At 54.7% G+C, this 14,306-nt stretch carries 16 protein-coding genes and 1 tRNA gene; 6 read left to right on the plus strand and 11 right to left on the minus strand.

Annotation, left to right across the window (positions count from 1 at the left end; genetic code table 11):
* The first annotated feature begins 74 nt into the window (after nt 1–74).
* On the plus strand, nt 75–797 hold the full coding sequence (gene ispD / locus L5470_RS08075; RefSeq protein ID WP_099798990.1) for a 2-C-methyl-D-erythritol 4-phosphate cytidylyltransferase: 723 nt from the start codon (nt 75–77) through the stop codon (nt 795–797).
* Here ispD and L5470_RS08080 read toward each other — a convergent pair.
* The 4 genes from L5470_RS08080 to L5470_RS08095 form a co-directional block, all read right to left on the minus strand.
* Nucleotides 773–1,162, minus strand: coding sequence for a hypothetical protein (locus tag L5470_RS08080; RefSeq protein ID WP_099798991.1), 390 nt, complete (start codon nt 1,160–1,162; stop codon nt 773–775). The two genes, ispD and L5470_RS08080, sit on opposite strands and share 25 nt — an antisense overlap.
* Before the next feature lie 112 nt (nt 1,163–1,274).
* Nucleotides 1,275–2,456 (minus strand): aldo/keto reductase, encoded by a 1,182-nt coding sequence (locus L5470_RS08085; protein WP_499499301.1) that lies wholly within the window; start codon nt 2,454–2,456, stop codon nt 1,275–1,277.
* A 131-nt stretch (nt 2,457–2,587) separates the two neighbouring features.
* Nucleotides 2,588–2,797, minus strand: a complete 210-nt coding sequence (locus L5470_RS08090) for a hypothetical protein (protein WP_099798993.1) — start codon at nt 2,795–2,797, stop codon at nt 2,588–2,590.
* 6 nt (nt 2,798–2,803) lie between these two features.
* The gene (locus L5470_RS08095) at nt 2,804–3,454 is read right to left on the minus strand and encodes a DUF3318 domain-containing protein (RefSeq protein ID WP_099798994.1); all 651 of its coding nucleotides are present in this window, start codon (nt 3,452–3,454) and stop codon (nt 2,804–2,806) included.
* Between the two features lie 116 nt (nt 3,455–3,570).
* On the opposite strand from L5470_RS08095, the gene L5470_RS08100 reads away from it, so the two are divergent.
* A complete protein-coding gene (locus L5470_RS08100; RefSeq protein WP_376787938.1) occupies nt 3,571–3,729 on the plus strand; it encodes a transposase in 159 nt (52 codons plus the stop codon).
* Nucleotides 3,730–3,876: 147 nt separating this feature from the next.
* On the opposite strand, the gene moaA is transcribed toward L5470_RS08100, so the two are convergent.
* The 4 genes from moaA to L5470_RS08120 form a co-directional block, all read right to left on the minus strand.
* Nucleotides 3,877–4,836 carry a GTP 3',8-cyclase MoaA gene (moaA, locus tag L5470_RS08105; RefSeq protein ID WP_499499304.1) on the minus strand — a complete coding sequence of 320 codons (960 nt, stop codon included), beginning with the start codon at nt 4,834–4,836 and terminating at the stop codon, nt 3,877–3,879.
* 123 nt (nt 4,837–4,959) lie between these two features.
* Nucleotides 4,960–5,033: transfer RNA gene (locus tag L5470_RS08110), tRNA-Asp, on the minus strand.
* Nucleotides 5,034–5,065: 32 nt separating this feature from the next.
* A complete protein-coding gene (locus tag L5470_RS08115) occupies nt 5,066–6,331 on the minus strand; it encodes a bifunctional folylpolyglutamate synthase/dihydrofolate synthase (RefSeq protein WP_499499306.1) in 1,266 nt (421 codons plus the stop codon).
* Nucleotides 6,332–6,358: 27 nt separating this feature from the next.
* Entirely contained in the window at nt 6,359–7,117 is a 759-nt protein-coding gene (locus tag L5470_RS08120) for an MORN repeat-containing protein (protein ID WP_499499308.1), read from the minus strand.
* A 142-nt stretch (nt 7,118–7,259) separates the two neighbouring features.
* Between L5470_RS08120 and L5470_RS08125 the strand changes: the two genes are divergently transcribed.
* From L5470_RS08125 to groL, 4 genes are all read left to right on the plus strand, one after another.
* A complete protein-coding gene (locus L5470_RS08125) occupies nt 7,260–8,771 on the plus strand; it encodes an ammonium transporter (RefSeq protein ID WP_499499311.1) in 1,512 nt (503 codons plus the stop codon).
* Nucleotides 8,761–9,576, plus strand: a complete 816-nt coding sequence (locus L5470_RS08130) for a carbohydrate ABC transporter permease (protein WP_448514014.1) — start codon at nt 8,761–8,763, stop codon at nt 9,574–9,576. Before L5470_RS08125 ends, L5470_RS08130 begins: the two co-directional genes overlap by 11 nt.
* Before the next feature lie 183 nt (nt 9,577–9,759).
* Nucleotides 9,760–10,071, plus strand: a complete 312-nt coding sequence (gene groES / locus L5470_RS08135) for a co-chaperone GroES (RefSeq protein ID WP_499499313.1) — start codon at nt 9,760–9,762, stop codon at nt 10,069–10,071.
* 54 nt (nt 10,072–10,125) lie between these two features.
* The gene (gene groL, locus L5470_RS08140; protein ID WP_099799000.1) at nt 10,126–11,763 is read left to right on the plus strand and encodes a chaperonin GroEL; all 1,638 of its coding nucleotides are present in this window, start codon (nt 10,126–10,128) and stop codon (nt 11,761–11,763) included.
* Nucleotides 11,764–12,007: 244 nt separating this feature from the next.
* Here the strand turns inward: groL and L5470_RS08145 are convergent, their stop codons facing one another.
* The 3 genes from L5470_RS08145 to L5470_RS08155 form a co-directional block, all read right to left on the minus strand.
* Entirely contained in the window at nt 12,008–12,478 is a 471-nt protein-coding gene (locus tag L5470_RS08145) for a hypothetical protein (protein ID WP_499499315.1), read from the minus strand.
* 10 nt (nt 12,479–12,488) lie between these two features.
* Nucleotides 12,489–13,658 (minus strand): cysteine desulfurase family protein, encoded by a 1,170-nt coding sequence (locus tag L5470_RS08150; RefSeq protein ID WP_099799003.1) that lies wholly within the window; start codon nt 13,656–13,658, stop codon nt 12,489–12,491.
* 92 nt (nt 13,659–13,750) lie between these two features.
* Complete coding sequence (locus L5470_RS08155; protein WP_499499317.1) at nt 13,751–13,960, minus strand: hypothetical protein; 210 nt, start codon at nt 13,958–13,960, stop codon at nt 13,751–13,753.
* Nucleotides 13,961–14,306: the final 346 nt, after the last annotated feature.

A 14,306-nucleotide genomic window follows, 5' to 3' on the forward strand; every position in this document is an offset into this window, starting at 1 on the left:
CCCAAAAAAATGAGGAGCGCATGGAAGTACGACCATCTGTGGCAAGATGGGGGCGATGTAGAGTTTGATCACCAATGCACATCCTCATTCCTGCGGCTGGAATGGGCAAGCGGATGGGAGCTGCCCAGAACAAATTACGCTTGAGCGTGCTAGGGCAACCGCTGCTGGCATGGACCCTACAGGCGGTTGCTGCTGTACCGGCCATTGAATGGATTGGCATCATTGGCCAGCCCGAGGATTTCCCGGTTTGGCAGACCCTCATTACCGATTTAGCCATTCCCCAACCTATCCTGCTGATCGAAGGGGGTGATACACGCCAAGCATCTGTATATAACGGCTTGCGCGCCCTGCCTACCCATGCCAGCCACGTCCTGATCCATGATGGTGCCCGCTGCTTGGCTACACCCGCCTTAATTGAGCGGTGCGTTCAGGCACTGGAGACCTATGACGGATTTGTGGCAGCGATACCTGTAAAAGACACGATTAAAATCGTGGATGCGGCTGGTGTCGTGAGCCAAACACCGGATCGCAGTACGCTGTGGGCAGCACAAACGCCGCAAGGGTTTCGGGTCGATTACCTCCTCAACGGTCATGCCACGGCGGTAGAGCAGGGCTGGGAGGTGACCGATGATGCCGCCTTATTTGAGCGACTCGGGCACCCCGTCCACATTGTCATGGGTGAAGACACCAACCTTAAAATTACAACTCCCAGCGATCTCCCCCTTGCAGAGCGCATCCTACAGCATCGCTGGGAGCATGGCTTGGGTTCCCCTTATGCCAAGGTTTCAGGGCAGTAGCCCAAGCCCTGAATAAACTGTTTGCGAAACGCCTCAATGTCATCGTAGTTGGGAGTCCCGTGGGAGACCACAGCCACTTGGTAGCGGCGCATCACATCTACCATGGGTTGTCCTGTCTCGAGTGCCCATAGTGCCATTTTCAACGAAATCCCAGGCGTGTAGGGAAACCCCAACTCGTTTAAGAAGGCGCGAAAGTTTCCTGCTTGCTCATCAGATAAGGGTGTGTGCATTTTAACCCGCACCACCCAGCCATCCACCTGATGAATTACTGTGACAAACTGAACCGGCAACTTAGCATATTCGTGTAGGAATTGCACAACCCGCAGGGTAAGGCTGGCGTTGCTCAGGTGGTAGATGAAATCCATAGTGTGACCCTCTTACCCTTACACTTTCATTGTCGGTGACCCACCTGCCGCCGCCTAGGGGAATTCTCCGCGATCGCGTGGGGGAAACTCCCCAATCTCCCATGAGGGCTGTTCACGCTTGTGACAGTCGTTTTTGCGCCGCCCCCGCAAACAGTTGGTGGGCGCTCTTGAGAATGGCAGGAATGGCTTGGCGATGGGGACTCTTGGCTAAACAGGCGCTGAGGTCTAACTGATCAACGTGAGCTGCATTAGCTCCCGGAAACCAGTGGCCGCCGTTCCCGAGTAGGTTATAGCGCATACGGGCATAGTCCACCAAGTCGTAGGCGTGGGCTAAGTTCCACAGCCAAAGAATCGTAGGAATATTCACCTCGCCGGGCGTGTGGTGATAGGGGGGCAACCCTTGGTGCCATGTATGGTACCAATCAGCGCCAAGGCGTTCAATGGCAGCCTGCTCTAGCCGCGCTACAATCGGCGGCAGCAGCGTCTCGGCTTGGTTCAGTAGGCTTAAGACCTCGAGATGGGCCTCAAAGTCACTGGGGCGAGCTGCCCCCACACTGAGGGTATGCACCTGAGGATGGGAAAGACAAAAGAGATCGTTAAAGACCATTGGACTCAACGGAGCGCATAGCTGGGAAAGGCGAGGGGGTGGGTTGTACAGCATTCCCCCTTTGTCCGCAGGGCTAATGATAAAGACCCCCATATCCCGGGCGTGAGCGTCTAGAATGGCAGGCCAATTTTGTTGGTTGATGTAGTACCAGTGCAAGTTCACGTAGTCAAACACATCACTGGCGATCGCTTGGCGAATCACCTCAAGACTGCCGTGGGTAGAAAACCCCACAAAGCGGATACGGCCTTGGGCTTGGAACTGGCGCACCACCTCCAAGCATCCCCCCGGTCGCAGTACCTGTTCAAGGTGTTCCGGTAAGTTAATGCCGTGGATGCCCAGCAAATCAATGTAGTCCAGCCCCAGATTCTGCAATGAGGTTTCTAAATTCTCACGAAAGTCTCTGGCATTGGCTCGCGGCCCAACCTTGGTTTGCACAATTAGTTTTTCTCGGGGCAAGCGCGGCAAAATTTTGCCCAACTGCACTTCCGAGGTACCATAGCCACGAGCCGTTTCGATATGGTTAATGCCGAGGTCTAAAGCTCGCTGGATAGTCGCTTCTAAATTCCGCTGATTCTCTGCCGGAATGGTGCTAGGGGGCACGTCCTGCCATGAAAATTGATAGCGCATCCCCCCACAGGAGAACACTGGCATGGCTAAATTAGTGCGACCAAAACGACGATAGAGCATTGGACTCCCCCTTCAGAAATTCAGGCGGCAACAAGTTCAGCAAAGACGAGTGTGGCCTCCTGTGCGAGCGCCGAGTGGCATCGGTCGCGGTGGTACAAACGGAGAGCCGTGGCCATTGAGTGCCTGCTGGCTCAAAGGGAACTGTCTCGCTTTTTCTTGGTGACCTGTCGCCATAGGGTTGGCACAAAGAAAATAAGAAAGGCCACCTGAGCGGTAAAGGTCCAGCCGTAGTACCGCAGTACAGGATGGAGATCAAGCTGCCCCATCACCCCCAGACTGGCCATTGTCCAAAACAGAATAAGCGCCGGCACCAGCAGGCGACGATTGCGAGAGGTAGCCATCGGGGGTTACTGCGGTAAGGTGTCAGTTTGCAGGTTTTGCATCCGGGCTTTGGCTTTGGCGGCACTTTTTTTCAGCGCCTGTAGGCGTAGCTCATAGCGTTTGCGTTGGCGACGGTTGGGGCTTTGCTCAATGAGTAGTTTGAGGGCACTGCCCAAACTTTTGTAGGCATTGGGCAGCTCGTAGCCGAACCGCGTGGCGAGGGCGATCGCCCGTTCATCTGCTGCGATCGCCTCCTTAAGAACTTTTTCACCGTTATTACGTTGATACAGTCGCCAGCCAGAAAAGCCACACAGTCCCAGTGCCAGCAACAGGAGTAAACCATCCTGTACCCAGAGTTCACCCACGGCGCCACCCAAGCCAATGGCTAAGGCCGCCATTTCCCAACCGTCGCGAGGAATAGTGTCATTTTGAATCCGCGCCACCTCATGCCAAAAGAGTAAATTACGTTGATCCTTTGCCAGTTGATCCCACCGCGCTAGGTCGATCTGAATTTCCACCTCATCCTTGCCAATTTCTTCGCAGGTAATCAGAGGCGGGTTCACGCCACTGGCCGGCTCAATCATTACCCAGCTTTGCAGTTCAGGCGGTAGCAGTGCCTTGAGGCGGCGCAATTCTGCTAAGTCAGAGCGAGCCACTGAGGAAGCAGCAGAGGTCATAGCACAGTCCTAAGATATAACGTTATTTTACAGCTTGAGAGTATCTATGAAGCTCACACCACCCGCTGACGCGAGGTAGTGGTGTCGGTGCTAACCTGAGAATTGAGAGTCCACAGATCACTAGCCGAGAAATCAGGAAGGAATTTCGTGCTTTCCTAAACTCCTACTACTGGAAGCCTTTCTTCTGGAAAAGGGGGTATGGATTTGTTTCCGCTGGTGGGGCATCTCTGGAAATCCTGAAAGAGTACATTGAGAACCAGGGCTACAAGGACTAGATCTATTGGCAATTCCGCTTTGCTCCATTGCCGCAACCTAACCCCACCCTGCTAAAGCGAGGATGGGGAGTGCGGTCTAACTTTGTTCAACCACTCAAAAAACCGAGTTATTGCCATTTGGAATTGGTATGTTCTAAGAATATGGCGCTAACCTCCGATCTGATACATGGCATGGTGAACTTCAGCAGCCCGAATCGCCGGTTTCATGCCAAGAACTTGTTGATAGGCCTCTTGTCGTGCCTGAGCATCCAGCCCTTGCAGAGCGACCCCCGCTTCTTTGAATAAACATGCCCGCAGAACCCCATCCGCCGAGAGTCGCCAGCGTGAACAGTGATGACAAAAAGGCTGCGACTCTGAGGCAATGAACCCAATCTGGGCACCACAGGCGGTGACAAAGTTAAAGGACGTGGCATCTTGGGGACGGGGCACAGGTTGCAGATCGTAGTGACCTTGGAGTTGGCGAATCATCGCTGCCGCACTGATAAATTGACTATGGGGTAGATGACAGGCATAACCAATGCGCATTAGCTCCAAAAACCGTACCTCAATCCCTAGGGATTTTGCGTATTCCACCATCGAAACTAGCTCGTGATCGTTGACCCCCTGCATCACCACCATGTTGAGCTTGACCTGAAACCCTTCGTTCACCGCACGGGCGATCGCCCCTTTCACCACCTCCAACTGTTGTCCATGGGTAATGGTTGCAAAGGTGTGCGAATCAAGGCTATCTAAACTGATGTTCAGCCGCCGTACTCCATACTCTGCCAACACACCTAAATAACTAGATAAACGCAGGCCATTGGTGGTCAAGCTCAAGTCTGGCACCCCCACCGCTGCTAACGCCGCGAGAATTTCAGGAAATTCTGAACGCAGCAGTGGCTCTCCCCCCGTCAGCCGCACCGCCTCCACCCCTAGGGCAACCAGTTCTGCCACAATGGTCGCGTATTCCGCCACCGTCAGGTAATGCTGTGGCGGCATAAAGGTTGCGTCTGTTGGCATACAGTACGTACAGCGCAAATTGCAGCGATCGGTAATCGAGAGACGGAGCTTGCGAATGCGCCGCTGGTGAGTATCTACAAGGTGTTGGCTTGGGGGACTGGCAACCATAACCATCCTGCGTGACATCCTCCCGACACTACCCCTACGGGTACAGGGCGGGACGTATTGCTTCCCGAACCCCTCATTAGTTAAACCCAAGGGCAGGTTCCATTCACCTACTCTTGAGAGCAACGGGACTGACGGGGCTCGAACCCGCAACTTCCGCCGTGACAGGGCGGTGCTCTAACCGATTGAACTACAGTCCCAATTTTTGAGCGATCTTTAACCTAGCAAAACCCTACAGCGCTGTCAATACACCATTGCGGTGAACCCCTAGCACAACCCCAATGAGATAGAGGGAGCCACACACAACCGCATGGGGAGGAGATGCCGCTAACGCCTCTAGTATGCTGCCAAAACACCGACACTCTGCCACCTCAGGACAGCATTGGCGTGCCAGCGCAGCTAAGGTATCGAGGTCGGCGCTCTGGTGCGCAGGCACAGGCACCAGCCAGAGGCGATCGCCCCGTCGCAGAAGTTGCTGGAGAATCCCGGCGTGATCTTTGTTGGCCAGCATCCCCACCACCCAAGTCACTGTCGGCCACCCCAGTTGATCCACGTACTGCCGCAGATAGGCGGCTGCTGGCGCGTTGTGGGCACCGTCAATCAAAAGGCCTTGCCCCTGCCAAGATAACCATTGCAGTCGCCCTGGCCAGCGGGTTTGCCCCATCCCCATTTCAATAGCCTCAGGCGCAATGGACCAACCCTGCTGTTGGAGTTCTTGCACCGTGGCGATCGCCAACGCTGAATTCACCAGTTGCATCTCCCCAGCAAGGGGCAATGGATAGTCAATCCCCCGCCAGGTTGCCCACCCGGGGCGCGCCGACCACTGAGCCGGCTCAGGCCACACCGCAGGGCACTGTAGCTGCTCGAGGCGAGTTTGGATAACCGCTTGCGCTTCTGGTGGCACCGGCCCAATGATTGCGGGTCGGTAGGATTTGAGAATCCCCGCCTTTTCACCGGCGATCGCCCCGAGGGTATTGCCGAGGCGCTGCCAATGATCCCAGCCAATGGAGGTAATCACACTCACCAAGGGAGGTGGGCAGACGTTGGTGGCATCGAGCCGCCCCCCCAGCCCCACTTCGATAACTGCAATGTCCACCCGCTGCTCAGCAAAATACAGCCATGCTGCAGCAGTGACCAATTCAAACTGGCTGGGCTGGTAGGTCAGTTGGGGTAGCACCCCCTCGATCCGGCGAATCAGCGCTAAGAAATCGTCCACGGCAATTGCCGTACCATCAACGCAAATGCGCTCACACCAACTCAACAGGTGCGGCGAGGTGTAGCGACCAGTGCGATAGCCCGCCGCCCGCAGGACACTGTCAAGGTAGGCGCAGACTGAGCCTTTACCATTGGTGCCTGCCACATGGATCAAAGGAACCCGCTCCTGCGGTGCTCCGAGGGCACTTAAGAGTTCTTGGATAGGCTCTAGCCCCAAACGCACCCCAAAACGACTGTAGGGTGCGAGGGCTGATGTAATGGCATCTGTTGACGTTAAAGGCACAGAATGAGAGCATCCCCCAAACGAATGTTAGCGGGGTTCGCGGCGACCGTTCCGCCATGTTGCTACCAAGCGGGAGCCGTCGGGCAGTGTAAACACCCCTTGCCCATCGAACAGGCCATTGCGAAAATTCCCCGTATAGCTGGTGCCATCCCCAAAGGATAGCGTCCCCATTCCATGGTACTGACCCGCTTCAAATTTGCCTTCGTAGCGGGTACCATCGGCAAAAGTTAAAACGCCATTGCCATGAAACTGGCCATTTTGGAAGTTGCCTTCGTACCGTTGACCATTGGCCAGCTCTAAAATCCCTTTGCCATTGAAGACCCCATCCACAAACCCGCCTTCGTAGCGACCCCCATCCGCATAGGTCAGCACTCCTTGGCCATGGTAACGACCATTGCGAAACTCCCCCTCGTAGCGGTTGCCGTTAGCCATCGAGAGAATCCCTTGACCGTTAAAACGACCATTCAGGAGTTCTCCTTGGTAAGTGCTGCCATCGGGAAGGGTCATTGTCACATCCCCCGTAACCCGCTGACCTTCATAAACCGCAATTTGCGCCATCGCTGGGAGCAAAGGAAGCGTTAACACCCCCAACCCCAGCAGGGCAAGAACAAGGCTGTTGGGGGCGATCGCCCGACGGCGGACGAGGGCAAGGCTAGGGCAACGCAAATTAGTCAGCACTGGATACTCCGAACACTTGCGGGCAATTGCAACTTTCTTAACTGGCACATGCAGCAACCTATGCAGAATTTGGGCAGTGATTCCGGTATTTTGTAATTGCTGATACATTTGGCCGCGCTCCCCTTCAGGGATGATCAAGCAAGGAATTGCCTATATTGCTAGTTTGCGGCTCAACCCTTGGTATCCCTTAAGAGTTGAGGCTGGTGGGGGTATCTGTAAATTGTCTTCGCGTGACTGGAAAACTAAACCTATGAAGCTGCGCTCTGTGTCCCGTCGTTGGTTGCGTTTCAACCATCCCTTGAGTTGTTTGCTGTACCTACCCCTGCGCCGTACCCTGCTGGTGTTTGCTGGGATGATTGGGGTGCTCTCGGCAACGGCTGCCCTTGGCCAAGATACTGCCGCCTCGAGCGATATTCCCGAAGCCGTGGCGGTGGTGCTCAATACGCTCTGGGTTCTTTTTGCAGGGGTGTTGGTATTCTTCATGAACGCGGGCTTCGGTATGCTGGAGACCGGCTTTTGTCGCGCTAAGAACGCAGTCAACCTCCTCTCAAAAAATCTCATCGTCTTTGCCCTCTCCAGCATTTCCTTTTGGTCCATTGGGTTTGCCCTCATGTTTGGGGATGGCAACGCCTTCATGGGTTTGAGTGGTTTCTTTTTGCTAGGCTCCGATAACAGCCCCGCCACGGAAAACTACAGCGGAGTTTACGACGCTCTGAGTTGGGCAGCAGTTCCCCTGTACGCCAAGTTCTTTTTCCAACTGGTGTTTGCCGGTACAGCCGCCACCATTGTGTCAGGGGCAGTTGCTGAGCGCATTAAGTTCTATGCTTTTTTTGTCTTTAGCTTGTTGTTGGTGGGGATCTCCTACCCAATTACCGGTCACTGGATTTGGGGTGGGGGTTGGTTGCAGAAGATGGGAATGTGGGACTTTGCGGGTTCAACGGTGGTTCACTCCGTCGGTGGTTGGGCGGCCTTGATGGGGGCAGCACTGCTTGGGCCGCGCTTAGGCCGCTATATGGAAGACGGCTCAGTGGCGGCGATCCCTGGCCATAATTTTGCCATTGCTACCCTTGGTTGCTTAATTTTGTGGTTAGGGTGGTTTGGCTTTAACCCGGGCTCGACCATGACCGCAGATCCACTGGCGATCGCCCACATTACGGTCGCAACCAATATGGCCGCCGCCTTTGGTGGGGTTACGGCAACGGTAGTCTCCACCTTGTACTTTGGTAAGCCGGATCTCTCAATGATCATTAACGGCATTCTGGCAGGCTTAGTCGCCATTACTGCCCCCTGTGCTTTTGTTACCCTTGAGAGTGCCATTCTCATCGGGATCATCGCGGGTATCATCATTGTGTTTTCAGTGGTTATTGTGGATCGCCTCAAAATCGATGATCCGGTCGGTGCCATTTCCGTCCATTTGGTGAACGGTATTTGGGGCACCTTGGCGGTGGGTCTATTTGCCGATGGCCCAGGGAAGCTCTACGAAGACGGTCCCCTTAAGGGGTTACTGTGGAGCGGGGATGTGACTCAACTGTGGCATCAGTTAGTGGGAGTGCTAGCAGTAGGGGGCTTTACAGTACTCTTTAGTACGGCAGCTTGGCTATTACTGAAGGTAACGATGGGGATTCGCGTGTCTCCAGAGGAAGAAATCGAGGGGTTGGATATTGGCGAGCACGGGATGGAAGCCTACGCCGGGTTCCTGTTCCGCGAAGAGGTCAAAGGCTTTGTGGATCTGCTGAAACGGATGTCTGGCAGTGGCCGCTAGGTTCCGCACTGTTGGGTTGTCGCTGCTGCTGGGGCTAGGCGCCGTGCTGCTGCTCAGTCCCTTAATCGTTGTGGTGTGTACCTCCGGCTGGCCTGCGGGGGCGCTTCCTAGCCAACTGCTGCCGCCTCAGGGGTGGACATGGCAGAGCTACCAAAGCGCTTGGGAGCAGGGACATTTTATCCGTGCCTTTGCTAACTCTACCCTAGTGGCATTGGCGGTAACGGCCTGCCAGCTATTTACGTCGGCGTTGGCGGGCTACGCCTTAGCGCGCTTACAGTTTCGCGGCCAGCAGTTGATTCTGGTGCTGATGCTGGCAACGCTGGTGATTCCCTTTCAACTGCTGGTGATCCCAATCTTTTTGATCTTAAAGGCAGGCCATCTGATTAATACCTACGGCGCGTTAATTCTACCAACGGCTGCCAATGGCTTCGGGGTCTTTCTGATGCGGCAATTCTTCTTGACCTTGCCCGTGGCACTTGAGGAAGCAGCGTTCTTGGATGGCGCTAGCCGCTGGCAGGTGCTGTGGTATATTTTGCTGCCCCTGAGCCGGCCTGCCCTCGTCACGCTATTTATCTTTACTTTCATTGGCGAGTGGAATGACCTGTTTAAGCCCTTGGTGTTTACGACAAAACCGGAACTGGTGACGGTGCAGCTTGCGTTGGCGAACTTTCAGGAACAGTTTACAAATGACTGGCCGCTGATGATGGCCGCAGCCGTGATTGCTACGGTGCCGGTGATTGTGTTGTTTGCCCTTGGCCAGCGACAGTTGATTCGCGGCATTGCCACGACTGGCCTGAAGTCCTAGGGTGCCGTTCGGAAAACCGTACTGCAACCCGAGTTGCGATCGCCAACACCCTCTCGCTACATTAGCACTCGGAGGTAGAGAGTGCTAACACCAACGTCTCGACTCCTTGACTGCTGCGCGATCGGACAGAGCCGTGCAGCATGACGTTTACCCTTACTCTTACGATTGGGAGATCAGTACGCTATGGCAGCCGTATCTCTAAGTGTTTCAACTGTAAAGCCTTTGGGCGATCGCATTTTTGTCAAAGTCAGCGAAAGTGAAGAACGCACGGCTGGGGGCATCTTGCTGCCCGACAACGCCCGCGAAAAACCCCAAGKGGGTGAAGTCACCGCCGTTGGCCCTGGCAAACTAAACGACGACGGCAAACGCCAGCCAATGGATGTGAAAGTGGGCGACAAAGTGCTGTACTCCAAGTATGCCGGTACCGAAGTCAAGCTAGCCGGTGAAGACTACGTTCTGCTTTCGGAAAAAGACATTCTGGCAGTGGTTGCCTAATCACTTGCCTTGCAACATCTCATTACTGTTGAACAACTGAGGTAGGAAACACCTATGGCAAAACGTATCATCTACAACGAAAATGCTCGTCGCGCCCTTGAAAAAGGCATGGACATCTTGGCTGAGTCCGTGGCTGTCACCCTTGGCCCCAAAGGTCGTAACGTCGTCTTGGAAAAGAAATTTGGTGCCCCGCAAATTATTAACGACGGTGTCACCATTGCCAAAGAAATTGAACTAGAAGACCACATTGAAAATACGGGTGTTGCCCTGATTCGCCAAGCTGCCTCTAAAACCAACGATGCCGCTGGCGATGGTACTACCACCGCTACCGTGCTAGCTCACGCCATGGTCAAAGAAGGGCTACGCAACGTTGCAGCCGGAGCGAACCCCATCTCCCTAAAACGCGGCATTGACAAAGCTACCCAATTCTTAGTGGATAAAATTGCTGCCCACGCTCGCTCCGTCGAAGACTCAAAAGCCATTGCCCAAGTGGCAGCCATCTCTGCCGGTAACGATGAAGAAGTGGGTCGGATGATTGCCGATGCCATGGACAAAGTAGGTAAGGAAGGGGTAATTTCCCTTGAAGAAGGCAAATCCATGACCACGGAATTGGAGGTCACCGAAGGGATGCGCTTTGACAAAGGCTACATCTCTCCCTACTTTGCCACTGATACCGAGCGGATGGAAGCCGTTCTCGATGAGCCGTTTGTTCTCATCACCGATAAAAAAATCACTCTGGTTCAAGACCTCGTGCCCATCCTAGAGCAAGTGGCGCGTGCTGGCAAACCCTTAGTGATTATTGCTGAGGACATTGAGAAAGAAGCGCTGGCCACCCTAGTGGTGAACCGCCTGCGTGGGGTGCTCAATGTGGCTGCCGTTAAAGCTCCTGGCTTTGGCGATCGCCGTAAAGCCATGCTGGAAGACATTGCGGTGCTCACTGCCGGTCAGGTGATTACCGAAGATGCGGGTCTGAAACTCGACAACACCAAATTGGATATGTTGGGTAAAGCTCGCCGCATCACCATTACTAAGGACACCACCACGATTGTGGCCGAAGGTAACGAAAAAGCCGTGAAAGCCCGTTGTGAGCAAATCCGTCGGCAAATTGAGGAAACCGATTCCAGCTACGACAAAGAGAAGCTGCAAGAGCGGTTAGCCAAGCTGGCGGGTGGCGTAGCCGTGATTAAAGTGGGTGCCGCCACCGAAACTGAAATGAAAGATCGCAAGCTGCGTCTCGAAGATGCCATCAACGCGACCAAAGCAGCCGTTGAAGAAGGCATTGTCCCCGGCGGTGGCACAACCCTTGCCCACCTAGCACCCGAACTGAGCAACTGGGCTGCGGAACACTTAACCGGTGAGGAGCTCATTGGAGCTAACATCGTTGAGCGTGCCCTCAGTGCTCCGCTGCGCCGCATCGCTGAAAATGCTGGTCAAAATGGAGCCATCATTTTTGAGCGGGTCAAAGAAAAAGACTTTAATGTAGGTTACGATGCAGCCAAAGACGAGTACGTCGATATGTTTGCAGCTGGCATTGTTGACCCTGCTAAAGTCACCCGTTCGGCGCTGCAAAACGCAGCCTCTATTGCTGGCATGGTGCTGACCACCGAGTGCATTATCGTCGATAAACCCGAGCCAAAAGATAATGCTCCCGCAGGGGCAGGCGCTGGCATGGGGGGTGACTTCGACTACTAGTTTCTTAACGAACTAGCATCACCCACGATTCATTGCCAGTGGCAACGTAACCTGTTCCAGAGTTAGATAACTCACAACGGAATCAGGAATTAGGTAAAGCGGGGAGTGACTCTCCGCTTTTTTATTGGGCTAAAAGGGAGCAGTCTCGGGTAGGCGGACTCACCGTGCGTGTCGATTCCCTTTGTGCATACTCCACTCAAAATTCTGCTACCGCTGAAGCCTAGGCCACTAGCTCCGTCGGATTTCATTGCTGAGACGAGTTCGATCCAGTTTCTTCGTGGGGTAAAAAAGGTAGGCTCTCCCACCATGTTTGATAATTTTTGGTCATTTCGTGCCACCAATCTGGGGGTTGGTTCAGGGCGTGTTGAAGGCGATCGCGTTCCTGTTCAAGGCGATGCAGGTTTTGCTCTAGTTGTTGATAGGTCGCTTCTAAGGTTGTCAACTGTTGGCTAAGGGCTTGGTGTTGCTGTTGCCAGTGGTGGCGATCGCGCAATAGGTTATGGTTGTCGGCGCTTATTTGTTCCAGTTGTTGCCGCAGTTGAGCGCACTCAGCTTGGCATTGACTAAGTTCCCTTTGATAGCGATCGCGCTCTTTCTCAATGCGGGAGGGGTGTTGCGCCCACCGCAGGAGGGTGAATAGCAGTATTGCGGTTATCCCTATGCCGTAAAGGGTCAGGGCGAAGGAACCTTGATCAGAGAGTGTCGCCAGTAGCATAGGTGTGCCTTTAGCTGAGAGACATGGGAACCGCAGGCGCGATCGCGTCGGCCAGATACTGCCGCAGTACCATAACCAACCAATCGATGTCCTCGGCAGTGGTCTGGTGCCCCAACGTAATGCGGATCCCCGCTTTGGCTGTGTCCGGATCATACCCCATGGCCAATAGGGTGCTGCTGGGCTGGGTTTGACCGCTGTGACACGCCGAGCCAGCACTAACGGCTATCCCCGCCAGATTCAGTTGGCGGACAAAGGTTTTGCCATTGAGGGGCTGACCGTGGCGATCGCGCAGGATCACACTTACATGATGGGGCAAACGCTGCCACGGATGACCAGTGAGTTCTACTTGGGGATGCATCTGCAATTGTTGCCAGAGGCGATCGCGCAGTTGAATCAGCCGTGGGTGCTCTGTCTCTAATTCCGCAGCAGCACGTTCCGCCGCAACCCCAAATCCCACCAATGTCGGCACCGCCGGTGTGCCCGAGCGCAGCCCCAGTTCTTGGCCGCCACCGCGCAACAGAGGCTCTAGCGCTAGCCCCGAGCGCACATAGAGGGCACCGGCTCCTTGGGGGCCATAGATCTTATGGCTAGACAACGAGAGTAAATCGACCCCTAAGCGCCGCACATCGAGGGGACATCGCCCAGCCACTTGCACCGCATCGGTGTGAAAGCGTACCCCCGCCTCCTGACAAATAGCCGCCAACTCAGCAATGGGTTGCAGCGTCCCCACTTCACTTTGGCCATAGATCACTGAAACAAGTACGGTATTATCCCGTAGAGCTTGGCGCAGTTGAGCCGGTTCCACCTGCCCCCAACGATTGACCCCAAGATAGGTCACCTGCCACCCTTGGGCAGCGAGGGCAGCGGCTGGCTTAGCGATAGCCGAATGCTCAACGGCAGAAATAATCAGATGTTGTGGCGTGGAGTACTGCTGGGTGATCCCCGCCAAGGCCAAATTATCGGCTTCCGTGCCCCCCGAGGTAAAAATAATTTCGTCAGCATGGGCGTTGATTAAGGCTGCCACTTGCATCCGTGCCTGCTCTAGGGCGATCGCCGCCCGTTGACCCCACGCGTGAATACTAGCGGGGTTTCCCCACTGCTGCTCATAGGCCGCCAGCATTGCCGCTAAGACCTCGGCACGACAGGGCGTGGTGGCACCATAGTCAAAATAAAGTTGCATCGGTGGGCACGAATCACGGCAGATCGGGGCTGCTCGTTTGGAGTTCCCACAATGACATCCTCGGTATGCTGAGGCAGTGGCTGGCAAGTCCCCTACGCTAATTCTACCGGATCAGTTTCGGGGTCACGGGGGCTGCCAAAGCGTTCAATTTGCGAGAGCACCCGAATCTGACCGGTATTGACTTCTCCCCTCCTTGAAAGAGAGGGGATTCCCAACGGATGCTGCGCAACGGGCTGAAGCCGCGTTGCTTCGCTTTTCCCTTGAGCTGTCACCCACAACTTAATGCGGGTGGGGGCAGTCAAAGACCCCCTACTCACCTCAAGCATTTCTGCTATTGGGACTACGTTTATGTTTCGATTCGTGGTTTCGCGCTTTTCAACACTAGCCAATTCGATACGCTCAACATCCTGCCATTGCTTGCAGTGGTTTAGGCTTGCCGCCAAAGCGGTAGTGACTTACTTGCCGGGATTTCTCCGTACTAGGATGTCTCTTCGCGTAGTTGATACGCCTACTTTCCACGTTTTTAGGTTAACACATAGAGAGGGCTAAAGCCCCCTGAGTTGGCTGTATCCCCTCGCTAAAGCGGAGGGGTTTTAGCCGCCCACATCAATATCAATATAAGCCATGCGGTTTGACATTATCACCCTG

This window comes from Synechococcus sp. PCC 6717, from assembly GCF_022698185.1.
GTDB classification, from domain to species: Bacteria; Cyanobacteriota; Cyanobacteriia; order Thermosynechococcales; family Thermosynechococcaceae; genus Thermosynechococcus; species Thermosynechococcus lividus.

Excerpts from the sequence above, each read along its gene's own strand:
- ispD (WP_099798990.1), top strand. The coding sequence starts at position 75 with ATGCACATCCTCATTCCTGCGGCTGGAATGGGCAAGCGGATGGGAGCT.
- L5470_RS08080 (WP_099798991.1), bottom strand. The coding sequence starts at position 1,162 with ATGGATTTCATCTACCACCTGAGCAACGCCAGCCTTACCCTGCGGGTT.
- L5470_RS08085 (WP_499499301.1), bottom strand. The coding sequence starts at position 2,456 with ATGCTCTATCGTCGTTTTGGTCGCACTAATTTAGCCATGCCAGTGTTC.
- L5470_RS08090 (WP_099798993.1), bottom strand. The coding sequence starts at position 2,797 with ATGGCTACCTCTCGCAATCGTCGCCTGCTGGTGCCGGCGCTTATTCTG.
- L5470_RS08095 (WP_099798994.1), bottom strand. The coding sequence starts at position 3,454 with ATGACCTCTGCTGCTTCCTCAGTGGCTCGCTCTGACTTAGCAGAATTG.
- moaA (WP_499499304.1), bottom strand. The coding sequence starts at position 4,836 with ATGGTTGCCAGTCCCCCAAGCCAACACCTTGTAGATACTCACCAGCGG.
- L5470_RS08120 (WP_499499308.1), bottom strand. The coding sequence starts at position 7,117 with ATGTATCAGCAATTACAAAATACCGGAATCACTGCCCAAATTCTGCAT.
- L5470_RS08125 (WP_499499311.1), top strand. The coding sequence starts at position 7,260 with ATGAAGCTGCGCTCTGTGTCCCGTCGTTGGTTGCGTTTCAACCATCCC.
- groL (WP_099799000.1), top strand. The coding sequence starts at position 10,126 with ATGGCAAAACGTATCATCTACAACGAAAATGCTCGTCGCGCCCTTGAA.
- L5470_RS08145 (WP_499499315.1), bottom strand. The coding sequence starts at position 12,478 with ATGCTACTGGCGACACTCTCTGATCAAGGTTCCTTCGCCCTGACCCTT.
- L5470_RS08150 (WP_099799003.1), bottom strand. The coding sequence starts at position 13,658 with ATGCAACTTTATTTTGACTATGGTGCCACCACGCCCTGTCGTGCCGAG.